Below are 19,103 nucleotides of genomic sequence, written 5' to 3'. Positions count from 1 at the left end.
GATCAGTTTAATTATTGTTTAGGAAGTGCGTCTAAACGTTTTTTGATGTCATCGTAGTTTTTAGTATCATTTCTGAAAGCGTAGATGGTTTTAAGTGTTTCCAATGCGCCCTGATTTTTACCGTCGATATCTAATGCTTTTTTGTAGAAAGGTAAAGATTTATCTAATAAAGCGTTCATTTTAACGGTTACTTCATTGAACTCTTTTACTTTCTTTTGATCGATTTTATTTCTTTCGTTTTGTAATTTCAACGCCTGAGAGAAATAAATATTTCCTAATAGTACCTGATAATTAGGATTATTAGGTTCTTTCGCAGCTAAAGCAATAAGCATTTGCTCTGATTTGGCAGCATCTCCCCTGTCGATATAAATCTGGGTTTCCGTTTTGATCCAATCCGTATTATCAGGGAATTTTGCGGTAGCTTCTTTAATTAAAGCTAATCCAGCGGTTGTATCTTTTTGTTTACTTAATACGGTGCTGATGATTTCTGAATACAAATCTTTCGACTGCGGAGAATTTAACGCGATTACTTTCTTGAACTGCGTAATCATTCCCGGATAATCTTCGATGTTTCTGGCAGCGATACCAGCATTTAAATACATAGAAGTATCTTGAGGATTGATCACGGTTGCTGCAACAAATTTCTCGTAAGCCGTTTTGTAATCTTTTTTGTTATATGCCACTACCCCACCGTTTCTGATCGCATTGGTCACATTAGTTTCAGCTAAAGCGATATTGTCTTTTTCTGAACCTTTTGCATCTAACTTTTTAGCTTGCTCGATGGCTTCCTGAGCGATTTTGATGTTGGCATCGGCATTTGCTGTACTGGTAGAATCAATGATTGCGGCAGATGACGCGAATAACGCACGGTACGACCATGCTTCTGGCATTACTTTCGATTTTTCGTCAGCAATTGCTTTGTCAGTATGTGCTAAACCAGTTTTAATAGACTCCAATTTCTTATCTAGAGGGCCTTTTTGGTTTTGCAACATGAACTGAGTGATACCCCAATTGCTTTTTGCTGCATTAACTTCACTTTTCTGAGCAAATGCAGAACTTACCGTTCCTGCTAAAATTATACCTAGAAATACTCTTTTCATAATTTTTATTCTAATCTTAATTTAGTTAATTTTCTTCTTCCGTTTCGTCATCGGCCTCAGATTCGTCATCAGTTTCATCTGCTTCTGTGGTATCCGCCTCTACCTCTTCCCCATCTTGTACCAACACGCCTTCTAAATCTATTGTTTCCTCTTCATCCTCTTCGTGATCGATTTTGGTTACTGAAGCAATTTCATCATCACCTTTTAATGATATTAAGCGTACACCCTGAGTGGCGCGGCCCATAACCCTTAAAGCTGAAACAGGGATTCTAATTACAATACCTGAACGGTTGATGATCATTAAATCTTCACTGTCAGTAACGTCTTTAATTGAAACTAATTGTCCCGTTTTGTCTGTAACGTTAATGGTTTTTACTCCTTTACCACCACGGTTTGTAACGCGATAATCTTCAATATCTGTACGTTTACCATATCCCTTTTCTGAAACTACCAATACAGTTACCTCGGGACTGTTAACAGCAATCATGCCAACAACTTCATCCTGCTCATTTGCTAATCTAACCCCACGCACTCCTGTCGCCGTTCTACCCATAGGGCGAACAGTTTTTTCGTTGAAACGAATGGCTCTGCCTGAGCGTAAGGCCATTACAATCTCGCTTTCACCGGTGGTTAAGCATGCTTCTAATAAAACATCACCATCATTAATATTAATTGCATTAATACCATTTACCCGTGGGCGTGAATAAGCTTCTAAAGAAGTTTTCTTGATGGTACCTTTTTTAGTACACATGATTATGAAGTTGTTTTCCAGGTATTCCTGGTCTTTAAGGTTCTTAACTTTAATGTAAGCCTTGATTTTCTCATCTTTTGGAATATTGATGATGTTCTGAATGGCTCTCCCCTTACTTGTTCTTGATCCTTCAGGAATTTCATAAACCCTAAGCCAGAAACATCTTCCTGCTTCGGTAAAGAAGAGCATGTAGTTATGGGCTGTAGCCACGAGCATGTGCTCGATAAAATCTTCGTTTCTTGAAGTACTGCCTTTAGAGCCCTTACCTCCTCTACCCTGCGCTTTAAATTCAGTAGCTGGGGTACGTTTTACATATCCTTCGTGAGAAATGGTAATCACTACCTCTTCATCATCGATGAAATCTTCCATACTCATGTCTTCGGCAGAGTGAACAATGGTTGTTCTACGTTCGTCGCCAAACTTCTGCTTCACTTCTTCGAGCTCATCTTTAATAATCTGCATACGCAAACCTTCGTCGGCCAGTACAGATTTTAAATAATCGATGGTTTTCATGAGTTCAGCATATTCTTCTTTGATCTTATCACGTTCCAGTCCTGTTAAACGACGAAGCGTCATATCCAGAATGGCACGGGCCTGCAGATCGCTCAAACCAAACTTCTCCATCAAGCCTAAGCGGGCTTCATCAGGTGTTTCCGATGCACGAATTAATTTGATTACTTCGTCTAAATGATCTAAAGCGATTAAATACCCTTCTAAGATATGCGCGCGTTTCTCTGCTTCAGCTAATTCAAATTTGGTACGACGAATGACTACTTCATGGCGGTGATCAACGAAGTGAGTAATCAAATCTTTCAGATTCAATAACTGCGGGCGACCTTTTACCAGTGCAATGTTGTTTACACTGAAAGAGGTTTGAAGGGCTGTATACTTATATAGGTTATTTAAAACGATTGAGGCGTTTGCATCGCGTTTAATTTCGTAAACGATGCGGATACCATCTTTATTTGATTCATCTTTAATGTTTGAAATACCTTCCAGTTTCTTCTCGCCTACCAATTCAGCTGTACGCTCAATCATCTGGGCTTTGTTTACCTGATAAGGGATTTCAGTAACAATGATGACCTCGCGATCTTTAATGCTTTCGATTTCAGCCTTGGCGCGCATAACAATTCTTCCGCGGCCCGTTTCAAAGGCTTCTTTCACACCATTATAACCGTAGATAATACCGCCGGTAGGAAAGTCAGGTGCTTTAACAAACTTCATCAGTTCCTCAACAGTGATGTCGCGGTTATCGATGTAGTTCACAACGCCATTAATGGCTTCGGTAAGGTTGTGAGGGGCCATATTGGTGGCCATCCCTACTGCAATACCTGAAGATCCGTTAACCAGTAGGTTAGGGATTTTTGAAGGCAACACTGTAGGCTCTTGTTCCGTATCATCGAAGTTGAACTGGAAATCAACGGTATCTTTATTGATATCGGCAACCATTTCTTCGGCAAGTTTACTGAACCTTGCTTCTGTATAACGCATTGCTGCCGGCGAATCACCATCAATGTGACCAAAGTTACCTTGTCCATCGACCATTGGGTATCGTAAACTCCAATCCTGAGCCATACGAACCATAGTAAAGTATACTGAGGCATCACCATGAGGGTGATACTTACCTAAAACTTCACCAACGATACGAGCGGACTTTTTGTAAGGCTTACCACTGGTAACACCTAAGCCCAACATGCCATATAGCACACGGCGGTGTACAGGTTTCAATCCATCGCGTACATCAGGCAGAGCCCTTGATACGATTACCGACATTGAATAATCAATGTAGGCCGACTTCATCTGTTCCTCTATATTAATTTGAATGATTTTGTCGTTTTGTTGATTCTCTAAATCTTCTGCCATAAATTATTATTCTCGTGTTTGAAGACGACTTTTAAAAAAGGGTATTATATAACCTTGCGAATTTAGCAAAAATATAGCGGAATAAGGCATTGTGGAAAAGTTTTGGCCTTCGATATAGGTTTTTCAACTCCGGCAAAATTTTAATTTACTGAAGGCCAGTTTAAGGCGTTTCGTATTCTAAAAAAACTGGATGACGTGAAGACCGGGTTGATAATAAAGGTAGATTTCAGGTTAGGCATACCAGTAAGCTTAAATAGGGTTTATGGAACTAAAATTTACAATTTAAACTATTTCTGATACTTTTGTTTCAAACCTTTACGATAATGGCAAAAGAAACGAAATCTGCAATGAGCTTTATTATGGTAACCCTCCTGATTGATTTCACGGGGTTCGGGATTATCATTCCGGTTTTGCCAAAACTTATACAAGATTTTACGGGCGGAGGCTTTGGATTGGCTGCTGAGTATGGCGGCTGGCTTACTCTGGCTTATGCGTCAGTTCAATTTATCTTTTCTCCTATTATAGGTGCGTTGAGTGATCGCTTTGGCAGACGCCCGGTTTTGTTGAGCTCTTTATTTGGACTGGGCATCGATTATATTTTCCTGGCCTTCGCACCTTCTATTATATGGTTGTTTGTGGGCAGAATCATCGCCGGGATTACCGGTGCGAGTTTCACCACTGCCCAGGCATATATTGCAGATGTGTCGGCACCTGAAAAGCGGGCACAGAATTTCGGTCTGGTTGGTGCTGCTTTTGGAGTAGGGTTTATTTTAGGACCGGTTTTAGGGGGCGCCTTTAGTCATTTTGGTACCAGGGTGCCTTTCATGGTTGCAGCAGCACTGTCTCTGATTAACTGGCTGTATGGGTATTTTATATTACCTGAATCTTTACCTGTTGAAAAACGGAGACCTTTTGAATGGAAAAGGGCAAATCCAATTGGCTCATTAAGGAGTATCGGAAAGTATCCGGCATTACTGGGACTGATGATTACTTTGTTTCTGCTTTACTTCGCCAGTCATTCCGTACAATCGAACTGGACATTCTACACTATGGAAAAATTCAACTGGGATGCTTCATGGGTGGGTTACTCCCTCGGCTTTGTTGGTTTGGTGATTGGTGTTGTTCAGGGTGGATTGATCAGGATCATTTTGCCTAAAATCGGAGATAAAAAAGCGGTTTATTTTGGTTTGATATTATACGTGATCGGCTTTGTGGCTTTTGCTTTTGCAACGAAAGGTTGGATGATGTTTGCCTTTATGCTTCCGTATGGGCTTGCTGGAATCGGCGGACCGGCCATGCAGGGTTTAATATCGAACCAGATTCCGGCAAATGCACAAGGCGAAATGCAAGGTGTTTTAACGGGTTTGCAAAGTCTCGCTGCAATATTTGCACCCTGGGCAATGACACATATTTTTGCCTATTTTATAGAAGGTAAGGCGCGGGTGTATTTTCCGGGCGCACCATTTATACTAAGTGCTGTATTGACTTTAATCGGATTATTCATAGCCCTTAGGTCGTTAAGAAAATATCATTAAAGCAAGGCATTAGCTAGGTTAGCCAATTCGCTTCTTTCACCTTTTTGCAAGGTGATGTGTGCATATAGCGGATGGTTCTTGGCATTTTCAATCAGGTAAGAAAGTCCGTTACTTTCCGCATCCAGGTATGGCGTGTCGATTTGATAGATATCACCTGTAAATACGATTTTTGTATTTTCCCCTGCCCGGGAGATAATGGTTTTCACCTCGTGTGGTGTCAGGTTTTGTGCTTCGTCAACAATGAAGAATATTTTGGTTAGGGTTCGTCCACGGATGAATGCCAGCGGTGCAATGGCTATTTTTTCTGAAGAAATAAGCTCATCAATTTTCCCAGACATCTTATCGTCGCCAATAAACTGTTCCTTAATGAAGCGTAAATTATCCCAGATGGGAGCCATAAAAGGATCTGTTTTTGATTTTGCATCTCCTGGCAAAAAGCCAATGTCTTTGTTGCTTAATGAAACGATTGGGCGGGTTACAAATATTTGCCTGAAGTGTTTACGCTGCTCTAGTGCGCTGGCGATAGCGAGCAACGTTTTTCCTGTTCCGGCATTGCCCTGAATGCTTACCAGGCTAATATCCGGATCGAGCAGTGCGTGAATGGCAAATGCCTGTTCGATATTTTTTGGCTTAATCCTGAAGATGGCATCAGTTGAAACGGAAGAGAATGTTTTTAACTGATGGTTATAGAAAACATTTGCTGATTTACGCTTATTCTTCAGTATATAAAAGTGATTTCCAATTTTAAGGGACAGTGCGTTATCGGGCACTTCAATTACCTTATCTTGTTTTAGCTGATCAATAATATCAATATCGAAGTTCAGTAACTCTGTTTTACCGGCGTATAGCTCATCAACATTCTTGATTTTGCCTGTTTCGTAATCTTCTGCAAATAAATCGAGGGCTTTGGCTTTCAGCCGCAGGCAAATATCTTTCGAAACCAGTACAACTTTTTTATCAGGGTTTTCTTCTCTTAAACTTAAAGCCGCATTTAGAATTTTATGATCGGTTTTGCCTTTTCCATAAATCTGTTCTGCATCAATTTTTAGAGGTGTTTCATTCAGGATGACTTTAAATTTTCCAGAACCGTAAGCACCCATTGAGATCCAATCGCTGATGAGTTTTTCTTTTGACGTTTTATCGATCAGTCTTATAAAGCTGCGTGCTTCAAAGTTTCGGGTATCGTTACCGCTCTTAAAATTGTCCAGTTCTTCGAGAACCTGAATGGGTATGGCAACATCGTGCTCCTGAAAATTATTTAGCGCATTGTGATCGTAAAGAATAACGGAAGTGTCCAGTACAAAAATCTTTTTAGCGGATTTAGAATCTGATTTACTTTTTTTAGCCATAAGTAAATTTAGTGATTTACAGAGAGAATTACCTGTGATATAATAGAATTAAGTTATCATCAGTTCTGTAAATGGCTACGGATTTTCACAACCCTCGGCATCATGCGATCGAAGTGCTATGGAGAGCGACGAAATGCTTTATAAATAAAAAACGGGGCCTATTTTCTTTCGATTCAGTTTCCCCGTTTTTAACCTCAATGTAAGCCATAGCTTCGATTAAGGCATCAAATTTTAAATACGCTGATCTTTCCGTTATCGTTAGGCTTAAAGCTTTTGCGATACGTGAAAATTTATCTCCGTCTATTAAGTCCTTAAACTGCTTAGCTTTCGATAATCTCTGTTTAGGCCTGTGCAATCTCTAATATGCTTTTCCGAAGATAAGCCATATGCTGTTAATGGTTTGACCCATTTCAGTTGATTGTTTTCCTATGTAAACTGTCCGAGATAGGGGCCTTTCGGCTCTTTATTTCTTTTGGACGTTTTCAGAATTCAAAGTACTTCGTTTTTGATATGATCTAATTTAGTACACTTGCTGTAGAAAAGCAAATAAAAAAGCATTTGTTTTATAAACAATTTTATTTACCAATATTTGCTGTTTATCAACACTTTAAACAAAAAAAAACCGGCCATCAATCCTTTTAAACCAACATCAGCTCTGTTGTTCACATTTCTGGATCTTTGGGTTACTAACAAATTTTATCAACATGACAATCAGCGCTTTAACAGTTTTCTGCTTAAAAACTGAGAATTCAGTAAAAAGTTAAATTTTTGCGCCAACAAAAAGCGATGGTATTATGTTATTTTTGTACCATGCAGATCAGGCAACCCATTAGAAATATACAAGATTTTTTATTGAGTACGTATTTCGCAGATGGGCTGCGCATTACGATTGGTGTGCTGCTACCTTCATTAATTCTGGCTCAGTTTGGAATGCTTAAATATGGCATGACACTTTCCCTGGGTGCCCTATGTGTGAGTGTTGTTGACACTCCGGGGCCAATGGTTCACAGACGCAATGCAATGCTGGTTACAACGGTTCTGATTTTTGTATTCTCCATTTTAACAGGCTTAACCAATAAAAACCATTATTTCATTGCAGCGTTACTGGCAGCCTCGAGTTTTATCTTCTCGATGTTCTATATTTACGGTGTAAGAGCGGCATCTGTTGGTACGGCCGTGTTACTGATTATTGTATTAAGCATCGATGATATCAGACCCTGGCAAGACGTGATCAGGCACTCCTTTCTGGTATTGGCCGGAAGCGTGTGGTATACTGGCTTAAGTTATTTTGTTTACAGGCTACGCCCCTTCCGTTTACTTCAGCAATCATTAAGCGATTCAATATGGGAAGTAGCGGAATTTTTAAGGGAAAAGGCGAAGTTTTACCATCAAAACACCAATTATGACAAGACCTATGCTGATTTGCTTCAGCTGCAGGTTTCTGTACATGAGAAACAGGATGCTGTAAGGGAGCTATTATTCAGAACGCGGGAAATTGTAAGGGATTCAAGTCCTGAAGGGCGTTTTCTACTCCTGGTATTTGTAGATATGGTTGATTTGTTTGAGCAGGTAATGTCGACATATTACAATTACCAGCAGCTTCACGAACAATTTGACAAAGCTGGTATTCTGAAGGATTATGAGATGGCGATTAAGCGGATATCTTATGCACTTGATGATATTGCCTTTGCACTTAAAAGTGGCGGAAAGCCCAATCTTTCAAAACGGTTGTTAATTGAAATTGAGCGATTAAAGATTAAGATTAATCAGCTTGAGCGAGAGAATACTGACCAGAAATATAGTACAATAGGCATCATCGCCCTTAAAAACATTGAAGTAAATATTGAAAATATTCTAGCCAGGGTTAAAACCATTTACAGTTATTTTAAAATCAGAACCAGCAAGGATATTCGTCAGGCTGAAGTTGACAGAGATAAGTTTGTTACCCGGCAAAAATTTGATATTGATCTTTTTAAAGACAACCTGACTTATAGTTCGTCTACCTTCAGGCACTCGCTAAGGGTAACAGTTGTTATGATGCTCGGTTTTATTGTGGCAGAGGTATTGAATTTCTCGCACAGTTACTGGATTTTACTTACGATTCTTGTGATTTCCAAACCGGGTTTCAGCCTCACAAAAGAGCGCAATTATCAGCGACTTATCGGCACAACCATTGGGGCGTTTGTAGGTATGGGTGTACTTACCTATATCGACGATCGCCATACCTTGTTTGTCATTTTACTGATCTGCATGATCGGAAGTTACAGTTTCCAGCGAAAAAACTACGTGGTGAGTGTGCTTTTCATGACCCCTTATATCCTGATCTTATTTGATTTTTTGGGTATGGGGTCCATTGCACTGGCGCGGGAAAGAATATATGACACGTTTATCGGATCTGGTATTGCGCTGCTGGCGAGCTACTCACTGTTTCCAACCTGGGAACATGAGAAACTGAAGGAAGCAATGATCAATATACTGAAAGCCAATAAAGCCTATTATGAGCAGGTAGCCAGATTGTACTTTGAGAAAAATTATAACAGAACGGAATACAAGCTGGCGAGAAAGGAAGTTTACGTAAGCACAGCCAATCTGGCTTCCTTATTTCAAAGAATGTTTTCTGAACCTAAGAGCAAACAGTTGTTCATTAAAGAAGTGCATCAATTCACTACTCTAAATCATTTGTTGTCGTCTTATATTGCTACCCTATCGCTGTACAATAAAGAGCATGAATTTATTTTCGATAATTTTGATGCCCTAAAACCAATGTCGGGAAATACAGACTATCTGTTTGACATGGCCATCGAGAACCTGAACCTCAATAAAACTACAACAGATAATGTTCCTTTAATCAGAATAAGTGATAGCGGGCTCATGATCAAAAAGGGTGAAGATTTAGTGCCTGAACAATTTGATTTGATTCAGAAGGTGGCTTACGACCTCTATAAATTATCGGCTAAGATCAAGATTTAGGTTTTGTAAGCAATGCATTACACCAGTTGAACGGTAAAGTGTACGAAATACCATTATCGAGCTTAAAAACAATCCGGGATTGACAGTCCAGCTTATTCTCTAACAGGTTATCTATATCAAAAGCTACCGGATAAAATTTCTGTTCGGGATTATCAGATTTAACTACTTCATCCCTTTGTCTGAATTTAAGTTTAATCTCCACATCACCAGCCACAATGTAAATCTTCTCTATTTTTTTGAATGCAGCATTTGTGGTGAAATTAAGCATTACTTGATTGTCGGGACTGCCTGAGTAGCGGAATAAATCGTATGCGTAATAATTTTTAACATCGCGAAAATACTGGTAGTCGATACTTATTTTGCGCTGTTGAGCATTCGCAATTGTACCAGATAATATTAATAAAAGTATATATAGGGTATTTTTCATCATTTAGAATTTTGGGCAGGGAACTTTAAAACCCTTGAAATTATTGTGACGGTAAATGAAAGAAAGTTCATAGGTACGCGGTGTAGCACTGAGCAGCTTGTTTCCATAAACAGTATAGTTTATTCCGGCGCTAATGTTGCCCATCCCTACCCCAAGATAAGGATAGAACGAAGCCTCATTAAATTTATACCACAGGCCAAAATTAAGCTTCATCTTAGTGTCCTCATTAGGTTTTAGTCCGATTACGGTTCCCATGATTGCATCATTGTTGTTCTTTTGAACGTTATAAACACCTGTGAGGTTAAGATCAATGTTATTATTTAACAGATAAAGCATGCTTGCCGTAGCCGTTTTCCTCGAAGCGACAAGCTCGCTACCGCTGGTTAGTAAGCTTTCCTGAGGCTTGTTCAAGTGATACTGCGCATATCCGAAAGCAAAGCTTGTGCGCTCGAAATTCGCAGAAAAATTAGCGCCTATAGCCAGGTCAAAATAACTGGTTTTATCATTCTTAATATCCAGGTAATTCGGCATGGACTGATCGAATCCACCGTCGCTATATTGTGATGCGAAAGTGAGTTTATTGTAGTCGAGATACCTGGATACATAGGATACCTGCGGCGCGAGGCCAAACTTAAATTTATGCTCAACATCAAGATACTGGTAATAAGAAAAGCTGGCACTGATATACTGTGATTTCAGCACTTTGTTAAAAGATTCGTCAAACAACCCACTTAATCCTAAACTGAAGACACTATTGGTAAAGTTTTCATCTTCAACTAGCTTTACATCTCCGGAAACGCTGTACGTATTATAAGGATCTCCTAAATTTCCCCATTGCTGACGGGTGTTTGCAGCTATACGGTATTCGCCATCAAAAAAGCCCGTGTATGCTGGATTTAAGGTTAATGGCGCTGCGAAGTACTGCGAAAACTTTGGATCCTGAGCCGTGCAACATAATGTTGCGAAAGAAATTAATAAAATAAGTACCGCTCTTTTCATTATAATATTAATATGGTTTTTCCTGTCGATTGAACTTTACCTCCAAACGTGTCTACCCCTTCTGCAAACCAGGAGAAGGTTTCCAAGGGTTGCATTTTACTTTTAAACTGACCATCCCATCCTCCGTTTGCCAATGTTTCAGTTTGATATACCAAGATTCCCCATTTATTAAAGACCTTAAAGCTGGTTAGTTTCTGAACACTCACCAAAAAAGGATATAGTCTGTTGTTCGTTTCCTTATAGGGAGTAAACGCTGTAGGCACAATGATTTTAGGTGTTGGAAGAATGTCGAGTTCTATTGGTGCAGAAACTATACATCCCTTTTCATTCTGAAGTGCAATGTAGTAAATGCCTGCCTTATTAACTTTAGATGGATTTGACAATGGATGTCTTAAAGAGGCATCTTCAAAGTAGCTCACTTTTTCGAAATCTTTACTTCCTTTAATAATGTTCGCGGCGGTCAAGTCGACAAATTCCGAATCAAAGATTGGTTTGGGCTTATTTAAAACTATGGTTGGTGGGGTATTTATTGTTACGTGAATACTTCCTGTAGCATAACATCCTGAAGCGTTAACCGCTTTGATGTAATAAACTCCGCTTTGGCTTATCGCCCTTGGATTTCCGATTTTGTTCAGCAGTGCTTCATCATAGTAATAACTGTAGTTTAGTTTTTCAGTACTTCCGTTGTACAAGCTGGCATCTGTGATATCAAGTTTCTCCGGAAAGCAAACTGCGCCTGGATCTTTGACTGAAAGCACCGGCAACTCGTTAATGATCACCACAATTTTACCGCTAACCATACATCCTCTGGAATTTATTGCTTTTACATAATAATTACCGCCTTTGGTTATGCTCTTGCTTTCTGTTAACGGAATAGAGAGGTTTTCATCCTGATAGAAGCTGTAACTAAAAGTATTGTCGCTCCCCTCAAAAACACTGTTGTTGGTAATATCAACAACCGAAGGGAAACAAACTGCAGCAGGATTTGTGATTTTAAGAACAGGAATAGGGTTAATGTTCACTTGAACCGGTAATATTTTGCTACAGCCCATGTTGGTTGTCAGCTTCACGTAGTAGGTACCTGATGTTTTGATGTGCTTAGGATCCTCGATTGGTTTTAAGGCTTCTTTATCTGCAAAATAACTCCGTGTGATTTCTGATGACTTTGAATATAACCCATCGAGCGTAATGTCTACAGTTTCATTATAACAGACAGGATCGGGGTTTTTTACGGTGATATCGGCCATATCAAACACGGAAATAAGAATGGGGCTCACGCTTTCACACCCGCTAAAATTGGTTGCTTTGATATAGAAGGTACTGTTTTGAGAGATTTTGGTGGAACCCGTCAATTGCTGTGTTAAATCTTTATCGGCGTAGGCCAGATAGGTAAAGCTGGCAAGTTTATTCAGGATAAAAGATGAACTGGTGAGATCAATTTCAGCATTTTGACAAACCCTGTTTTGTGCCGATACCTGAACTTGATAATCGACACTATGGATGACTGTACTTATGGAGCTTGGGCAACCAAAACCGGTATAGGGAACAACATCAAGAATAACTTTGGAACCTTCGGCTGGGGTGGGCTTTATCGTAATGGATTGTCCTGATCCATATCTAACAGAACGGTCTTCGTTATACCAGGTATAGGTTTGAAAACCACTTGGTCCGGACATGCTCAATTCCTCTGTTCTTTTGCAATAAGTATTTCCTACGATTAATTCCCCGCAAAGGTTATTGACATCGACATAGGCATATCCAAAATGGCCACCAAGTGTACAATCGGAAGTTATGAACTCAATCAGCAACTGTTTTCCCTGGTAACCGGAAAGGTTGATGGTTACCGGGGTCCATTCCTTATATATCACCGTTGCGTTAGACTTCGCCTTCTGGAATCCGGGAAGATCTGAGGTGGCGACATATTCAAATGAAGCACACGGTATGTATTGATTGGTTTCGAGATCTTTTACCCGTGCTATAAAACGGGGTTGTTCTTCGTTTAAATGATTAGGATCCTCCAGTACTACAGCGTATTGGTAGGTTAACGTGAATTCTGGCCTGTTGGCAGGAATATTTATGAGATAAGAGATTTGATCAACCTGACCGCCGGTACCATTGTTCCCCAGCTTAACCGAAAAGTTCCCTCCATTTTCAGGTACCAGTTTAAATCCACCATATATGTCTCTTGCATCTTTATCTGTGACAATATTCTCCCTTCCCGACACCGGATTGTCAATCTGATTAATCGTCATGACACCTTTGTCGTTTGTAAAACCCGCATAGATTTTCCAATTCTGAAAATTTCCATATTCAAAACCAATGTTCTCCGGACAGGATTGCGCATACATTTTGGTCACCATCGCTATACAGGCAACGAGTAACACTAAAAAAACTCTTTTAATCAACGGGAACGATTTAAATAGTTATAATGTAAAAATATTATTTTAGTATATCGAGCGTGTTAGCGTCAATAGAAGACCGATATTTTTTACACCAAATGATATATTACAATATCGATGTTATGAAAAATCAACTCCCTATAAATGCAACTTACACAAAACAACCTACTGACTTACAGAATCCTATGAGTTATCCTTCTTTAAAGTATCACTCATTTATGATTACCGAGACTGCTGTACCGAATATCACTTTTTTACATGAAATACTTATAAAATGAAGTGAACACTGAAGGCATAGGTCAAAAACTAAACAATGCAGGCGCCGGTTTGTTATTGACTATGCATTAAAAAATTAAAGAAAATTATGGAAAAGCTATATACGGCTGAAGTAACAGCTACGGGTGGAAGAGATGGTCATGTTAAGTCGGGAGACGGGATTTTAGATTTCGAACTTCGAAAACCGAAAGAACTCGGAGGTCAGGGTGGCGCTACGAATCCTGAAGAATTATTCGCAGCCGCATGGGGTCCCTGCTATCTGGGCGCCTTAGGTTCAGTTGCTGAACGTGATGGTGTAGATGTTAGTGAAGCCTCAGTTAAAGTACTTGTATCCTTCAATAAAGATGGAAATTCATTTGTGTTATCAGCAGATCTGGATGTTCATATACCAGGTATATCGCATGAAGAAGCGCAACAACTTGCAGATAAGGCGCACAGAGCCTGCCCCTATTCAAAAGCCGTTAAGGGAAATATAGAGGTTCGGGTTACGGCAGTATAATAAAAAAAGGAACGCTGAGAATTATTGGCGTTCCTTTTCTACAAAACTTGAATATAATTTTTTAGGATAGCCCTTTTTTGTTCTTCCAGGTCATTTTAGCTTTCATGCCAGCACTATAATTATAGTCTTTAAGGTTACTGGCCTTTTTATCATGAAAAGCTGCTCCACGATCGGAAGTATCTTCTTCACCATGTTTCTTTTTATTTGTCTTTGGAGCCACATCCGCTATTTTAAGTGTTTCTGGCAACTCCATTACCTCCATGCGCTCACCTACTGCCTGTTCTATCTTCTTCACCTCGATTAATTCAATGTCTGTTGAAAAAGCGATGGCTACGACTTCATCGTCTCCTTGTTTAACTATGCGATGAATTAGCACTTCTTTTTGCTCAGGTAAATCAAAGTGGAGAATAATCGGAATTCCGGATATATCCAGTTCGCCGGCATTTTCATTGGCTACGATTAATACTCTTGACTGGTCATTGTCCTTGAAATCCTCAATTTCGTCAAATCCAAAATCATCAAAGAACAAAGGGCGATAAATACTCACAGCGTTTTCAAGTTTGTTTTCGAAGTTTTTGAAAACAGTCTGTGCTGTTAAACGCGTATTTACGAATACAACAACTTTATCGAACACATCCTTATCATCGAGTAAAATGGTAAGGAGATTAAGCTTGGTTCTGAAATTTGGGACCTGATATAACATCTGAGGGTAAACCTCTGCCTGTTTTTCACCAATATCATCAACTTCTATTGTTGTCGCAGAATCTTTCATGAATGGTGAAATCATGTGCTCAAGTTTTGAATGCATCAGTTCTGTAAATACAAGATGTTGAGATTTATATGCGCTGTTAGCCAATTCTACAACCGGCAACTGTAAACCTTTTTTAACGATCAGCTCAGCATTATCTACAATAAACAACTGAATTTTATTGGTGTTTAATGCCAATTTGAGATATAGGGCACGTGCACGGTCCGGTACTCCAACAATAATATCACATCCATCTGTGATTTCATTCATTTGATTGTCTATGGTTCCACGACTGTCAATCCCTAAAATTCTGAAGGTGCTGTTCCTGTTCAGTAACTTGAATTGATCCAGTACATGGTCAACATGCTCAATATCAGGAACAAGAATCAAAGCTCTTGGCGCTTCCTCGAAAGCATACTTTAACTTCATCAATGTTGCTAAAACATAAGTTGTTGTTTTCCCTGCTCCTTCCGGCCCAATTGCAATTACATCATGACCGCCTAAAATTCTGGACATTGATTTTGCCTGAATTTCCTTAGGAGCCAGAAATCCTGCTTCAGTCATTGAAGCAACAAGCGACTTACTTAGTTTTAATTTATCTAATGACACGTGTACTATGTTAATGTTTTAAAATGCAAATATCCTTAAAATAATTAGCTTTTCAGAAAATGAATTGAATGTGAAGAAAAGAATAGTGAGAAACAGCCTGAATATCAATCTTATTAGCCATAATTCGTTATCATGAAAAAGCCATTTCAGAAGATTTGCGACCTCAATTTCAGCGATAAATACGGATTTGGAGACACCTACAAAAAAATAATGCACTGATAAACAGTAAATTACAAAATTTACTCAACATTAGACTACTAAATAGGTAGATATTATATTCTTATTTATATATTTGCTGAACCTTAATCAATAACTAAATCATATGTTAAACAATTAAACGCAGGAGATCATGTCAATCTATTTTCAATACCCGGCAATTGAGGAGTATCCAATTTTTGCAAATTCTGTCAAAGATTTGGATATCGAGCGAAATGAGCGTGGAGCACTCGAAGATGAAGATACGATTATTCGGGAGGAGATTATAGAACTGAAAGATTTTTTATCGCTTAAACCTGTTTAGCATGCACGGCCAGTTGACCGATTGGAAGGTTGAAGTTTCATAAACTTTTACACAATGGTTCGAATCCATTACTAGGCCACTAAGTGTTTTCATATCACTTTCCCTGATTTCTGCTCAAAGTCAGGTAAGATTTGGTTATCTTATATTTGTTTTGTTGTTAGCAAAGGCTATCCGCGAGGGATAGCCTTAACTTTTTTCAACTTTTGTCAAATTTTTCTGAAATGTTAAAACTTTTTTTTTGAATCCTGGTTACTTATATAATTCACATTATACTAATCTTTTACAGATTAATTTGTTTGGTTTAAAAAAGGGATTTATGGATATAAATCCCTTTTCTCTTGGTCCATAAAATTTAATCTTATATTAGCTTAAATTAATCCTTTTTGATTAGAATGAAAAGAAAACATTTCCTTTCTTCGTTTATTGCATCTGTGATTCTCTTTCCTAATTTTAAAATACTGGCCCGCACGAATGCAGAAGAAAGCTCAGCTTTTAAGGTTCCTTCATACCTCAAAAATGGAGATGAAATAGGAATCAGCAGTCCCGCGGGATACATATCGCCAGAAGAGATTCAGCCTTCAGTTTTGCAGATGCAAAGCTGGGGTTTTAATATAAAGATAGGTAAAACCATTGGCAAGCGCGACTATACTTATGGCGGAACTGATGAAGAGCGAATGTCGGATTTTCAGACTATGCTTGATGACCCTAACCTAAAAGCGATTATGTGTGCCCGTGGAGGGTACGGTTTTGTGAGGATTATTGACCGACTGGACTTCTCTTCATTCAGAAAAAATCCCAAATGGATTATCGGATTCAGTGATATCACGGTTCTTCACTGCCATCTGGCAAAAAATTATGGAATAGCATCTATCCATTCTAAAATGTGCAATAGCTTCCCAAGTGATTGGGTGAAGGCGGAGCCGATACAAATTGAAACTATTCTTTCAATAAAAAATGCTTTATCAGGAGCTCAAATGCACTATAACGCACCTGCTCACTCCAAAAACCGCTACGGAAAGGCTGAAGGGATTCTGGTTGGAGGAAATTTAAGCATTATTGAGACACTGGCAGGAAGCAACTCAGATTTAGATACGAAGAATAAAATTCTTTTCATTGAAGATACCGGGGAATACCTTTACAGTATTGACAGAATGCTATGGAATTTAAAGCGAAGCGGCAAGTTGGAAAACCTTCGCGGACTGATTATTGGTGGGTTCAAAGTGAAACCTGATGACGCCGGCGAGGAGTTCGGTAAAGACGTTTACGACATCGTTCTTGAAAAAGTTAAGGAATACAACTATCCAATTGCTTTTGACTTTCCGGTTGGACATCAAAGAAACAACTTTGCATTAAGGTGTGGATTGAAGCATAGTTTAACTGTTAATGGATCCGGGACGCAATTGCTTTCGCTTTAAGTAAGTGCTATTCGAACCACTAGATCAACCATTTCAAATCTTCGTCTAAAGCCTGTCTTAAGCCGTGCATGCCAATGACACTTGAATTCAGGTGGACAACTATTAAAACATCCAAAACTGAAATCTCTTAACTCCAATTATACAAAAATCGCTCACCCTAACGAATAAGAGTACAGCAAAGAGATGTACATCATCATTCCGATATCTCATAATTTTAGACTTACGTCTCAACAATTCGTCCCTGTGTCTCATTTGAAAAACTGACATGCTTTGAGGATATATTTTTGTGTTAATCAGATCATAAAACGACACAAAATTTATTCGCCATGAGCAAATACATTAAATATATTATTATACTTACGCTCCTTGCTGTCGCGTACATAACGAAGGCGCAGGAAGTTCCAAAAGTATGGGATTTAAAAACGGCTATTGAATACGCAAAGGAAAAAAATATCAGCATCAATACGCTAAAGTTAACAGCACAAACTGCAGGGCAAAGTTTAATCGCATCCAAATCTGCTGTTCTTCCAAATCTGACTGGTAATGTATCCCAGGCGATAACGAATTATAAATCCGGGTTGCAGAACACCAGTGGCTTAGGGCTAAGCTCAGATTTAACGTTATATAATGGAAGCTATTTAAAAAATGATATTAAAGCAAAAGAACTAAGTGTACAAACGGCGAACTTATCTGTTGAGGCGGCAAAGAACGACATTACCATATCCATCACGCAAGCCTATTTAAATATTCTTCTGGCGAGAGAAAATATCACTTACCTTAAGGATCTACTTTCGACAAGTGAAGCACAGGTAAAACAATCAGCGCAACAATTTAAATTTGGCACGATCGCGAAGAAAGACCTTTTACAATTACAAGCTACTTATGCAAATGATAAATATACTTTAGTTGCAGCTCAGAACACTTTGCAACAAAATATCTTAACACTGAAACAATTGCTGCAAATTCCCACTTCAGAAGCGTTTGAAGTCAGTGCCGATTCTGTACAAACACCACAGGTTTTAGATAACCTGGCGTCGGCACAGGATAAAGCATTGAGAACGCGACCTGAAATCAAAAGCGGAGAACTAAACATTCAGCTTCAGAATATTGAACTGGCAAAAGCCAAATCGACCTTAAGGCCAACATTGAGCCTGGGCGGTTCACTGTATACCGGATATAGCAACAATAGTGCAGGTAGTTATTCGTATCAGCTTAACAACAATTTTTATCAGAATCTGGGGCTGACATTATCTATACCGATTTTCGATAGAAGAGTAACAAAGACCAATGTGGCGAAAGCGAATATTAATATTGAACAGGCTCGTTTGTCGCTATTAGATTCAAAAACCACGCTCACGCAGAATGTGGAGCGGGCTTACATTAATGTACAAAACGCCAATAGCCAGTTTGCGGCTGCTCAGGAACAGTTCACCTATACCAGTGAAGCGCTGCGAATTTCAAATGCGGCTTTAAAGGAAGGCACTAATAACATCGTTGAGAATCTCCAGCAGAAGAATTTATATGTGCAGGCGTTGCAGGCTTTCGTTCAGGCAAAATATACGGCCAGTTTATACACCAAAATATATAATTTTTATACAGGAGTTCCAATAACTAATTAAAACATGGTAATGGCTATTGCCGGA

Annotated in this window: 13 protein-coding genes; 6 read left to right on the top strand and 7 right to left on the bottom strand. The window is 39.0% G+C overall.

The genetic code is table 11. The features are described from left to right. Positions 1 to 11: 11 nt before the first annotated feature. Both AC570I_RS16820 and gyrA read right to left on the bottom strand, forming a co-directional pair. Positions 12 to 1,100 (bottom strand): tetratricopeptide repeat protein, encoded by a 1,089-nt coding sequence (locus tag AC570I_RS16820; protein WP_047800501.1) that lies wholly within the window; start codon positions 1,098 to 1,100, stop codon positions 12 to 14. Between the two features lie 25 nt (positions 1,101 to 1,125). After that, the gene (gyrA, locus tag AC570I_RS16815) at positions 1,126 to 3,714 is read right to left on the bottom strand and encodes a DNA gyrase subunit A (protein ID WP_497406401.1); all 2,589 of its coding nucleotides are present in this window, start codon (positions 3,712 to 3,714) and stop codon (positions 1,126 to 1,128) included. A 323-nt stretch (positions 3,715 to 4,037) separates the two neighbouring features. Between gyrA and AC570I_RS16810 the strand changes: the two genes are divergently transcribed. Continuing rightward, entirely contained in the window at positions 4,038 to 5,249 is a 1,212-nt protein-coding gene (locus tag AC570I_RS16810; protein ID WP_497406400.1) for a TCR/Tet family MFS transporter, read from the top strand. Here the strand turns inward: AC570I_RS16810 and AC570I_RS16805 are convergent. Continuing rightward, the gene (locus AC570I_RS16805) at positions 5,246 to 6,598 is read right to left on the bottom strand and encodes a PhoH family protein (RefSeq protein ID WP_497406399.1); all 1,353 of its coding nucleotides are present in this window, start codon (positions 6,596 to 6,598) and stop codon (positions 5,246 to 5,248) included. The genes AC570I_RS16810 and AC570I_RS16805 overlap by 4 nt on opposite strands. Before the next feature lie 852 nt (positions 6,599 to 7,450). Here AC570I_RS16805 and AC570I_RS16800 point away from each other — a divergent pair. Further along, positions 7,451 to 9,568 carry an FUSC family protein gene (locus tag AC570I_RS16800; protein WP_497406398.1) on the top strand — a complete coding sequence of 706 codons (2,118 nt, stop codon included), beginning with the start codon at positions 7,451 to 7,453 and terminating at the stop codon, positions 9,566 to 9,568. Here the strand turns inward: AC570I_RS16800 and AC570I_RS16795 are convergent. From AC570I_RS16795 to AC570I_RS16785, 3 genes are read right to left on the bottom strand one after another with little or no spacing between them, the layout of a single operon-like run. Further along, positions 9,558 to 9,998 (bottom strand): hypothetical protein, encoded by a 441-nt coding sequence (locus AC570I_RS16795; RefSeq protein ID WP_497406397.1) that lies wholly within the window; start codon positions 9,996 to 9,998, stop codon positions 9,558 to 9,560. The two genes, AC570I_RS16800 and AC570I_RS16795, sit on opposite strands and share 11 nt — an antisense overlap. Beyond that, on the bottom strand, positions 9,999 to 10,994 hold the full coding sequence (locus tag AC570I_RS16790) for a PorP/SprF family type IX secretion system membrane protein (RefSeq protein ID WP_497406396.1): 996 nt from the start codon (positions 10,992 to 10,994) through the stop codon (positions 9,999 to 10,001). Further along, positions 10,994 to 13,399, bottom strand: coding sequence for a T9SS type B sorting domain-containing protein (locus AC570I_RS16785; RefSeq protein ID WP_497406395.1), 2,406 nt, complete (start codon positions 13,397 to 13,399; stop codon positions 10,994 to 10,996). The genes AC570I_RS16790 and AC570I_RS16785 overlap by 1 nt, the downstream gene beginning before the upstream one ends. A gap of 358 nt (positions 13,400 to 13,757) precedes the next feature. On the opposite strand from AC570I_RS16785, the gene AC570I_RS16780 reads away from it, so the two are divergent. Beyond that, a complete protein-coding gene (locus AC570I_RS16780; protein WP_497406394.1) occupies positions 13,758 to 14,168 on the top strand; it encodes an organic hydroperoxide resistance protein in 411 nt (136 codons plus the stop codon). Positions 14,169 to 14,229: 61 nt separating this feature from the next. On the opposite strand, the gene AC570I_RS16775 is transcribed toward AC570I_RS16780, so the two are convergent. Continuing rightward, a complete protein-coding gene (locus AC570I_RS16775; RefSeq protein WP_497406393.1) occupies positions 14,230 to 15,525 on the bottom strand; it encodes a DEAD/DEAH box helicase in 1,296 nt (431 codons plus the stop codon). A 349-nt stretch (positions 15,526 to 15,874) separates the two neighbouring features. On the opposite strand from AC570I_RS16775, the gene AC570I_RS16770 reads away from it, so the two are divergent. From AC570I_RS16770 to AC570I_RS16760, 3 genes are all read left to right on the top strand, one after another. Beyond that, positions 15,875 to 16,045, top strand: a complete 171-nt coding sequence (locus tag AC570I_RS16770) for a hypothetical protein (protein WP_156166772.1) — start codon at positions 15,875 to 15,877, stop codon at positions 16,043 to 16,045. A 392-nt stretch (positions 16,046 to 16,437) separates the two neighbouring features. Next, entirely contained in the window at positions 16,438 to 17,460 is a 1,023-nt protein-coding gene (locus tag AC570I_RS16765; RefSeq protein ID WP_497406392.1) for a S66 peptidase family protein, read from the top strand. Positions 17,461 to 17,786: 326 nt separating this feature from the next. Then, positions 17,787 to 19,079: a TolC family protein gene (locus tag AC570I_RS16760; RefSeq protein WP_497406391.1), complete on the top strand. Its 1,293-nt coding sequence runs from the start codon at positions 17,787 to 17,789 to the stop codon at positions 19,077 to 19,079. Positions 19,080 to 19,103 lie beyond the last annotated feature (24 nt).

The organism is Pedobacter sp. A2324, assembly GCF_059693705.1.
The sequence above is the reverse complement of the archived record's forward strand: the minus strand, read 5'-3'. Positions and strand labels throughout refer to the sequence as shown.

Excerpts from the sequence above, each read along its gene's own strand:
- AC570I_RS16820 (WP_047800501.1), bottom strand. The coding sequence starts at position 1,100 with ATGAAAAGAGTATTTCTAGGTATAATTTTAGCAGGAACGGTAAGTTCT.
- gyrA (WP_497406401.1), bottom strand. The coding sequence starts at position 3,714 with ATGGCAGAAGATTTAGAGAATCAACAAAACGACAAAATCATTCAAATT.
- AC570I_RS16810 (WP_497406400.1), top strand. The coding sequence starts at position 4,038 with ATGGCAAAAGAAACGAAATCTGCAATGAGCTTTATTATGGTAACCCTC.
- AC570I_RS16805 (WP_497406399.1), bottom strand. The coding sequence starts at position 6,598 with ATGGCTAAAAAAAGTAAATCAGATTCTAAATCCGCTAAAAAGATTTTT.
- AC570I_RS16795 (WP_497406397.1), bottom strand. The coding sequence starts at position 9,998 with ATGATGAAAAATACCCTATATATACTTTTATTAATATTATCTGGTACA.
- AC570I_RS16790 (WP_497406396.1), bottom strand. The coding sequence starts at position 10,994 with ATGAAAAGAGCGGTACTTATTTTATTAATTTCTTTCGCAACATTATGT.
- AC570I_RS16780 (WP_497406394.1), top strand. The coding sequence starts at position 13,758 with ATGGAAAAGCTATATACGGCTGAAGTAACAGCTACGGGTGGAAGAGAT.
- AC570I_RS16770 (WP_156166772.1), top strand. The coding sequence starts at position 15,875 with ATGTCAATCTATTTTCAATACCCGGCAATTGAGGAGTATCCAATTTTT.
- AC570I_RS16765 (WP_497406392.1), top strand. The coding sequence starts at position 16,438 with ATGAAAAGAAAACATTTCCTTTCTTCGTTTATTGCATCTGTGATTCTC.
- AC570I_RS16760 (WP_497406391.1), top strand. The coding sequence starts at position 17,787 with ATGAGCAAATACATTAAATATATTATTATACTTACGCTCCTTGCTGTC.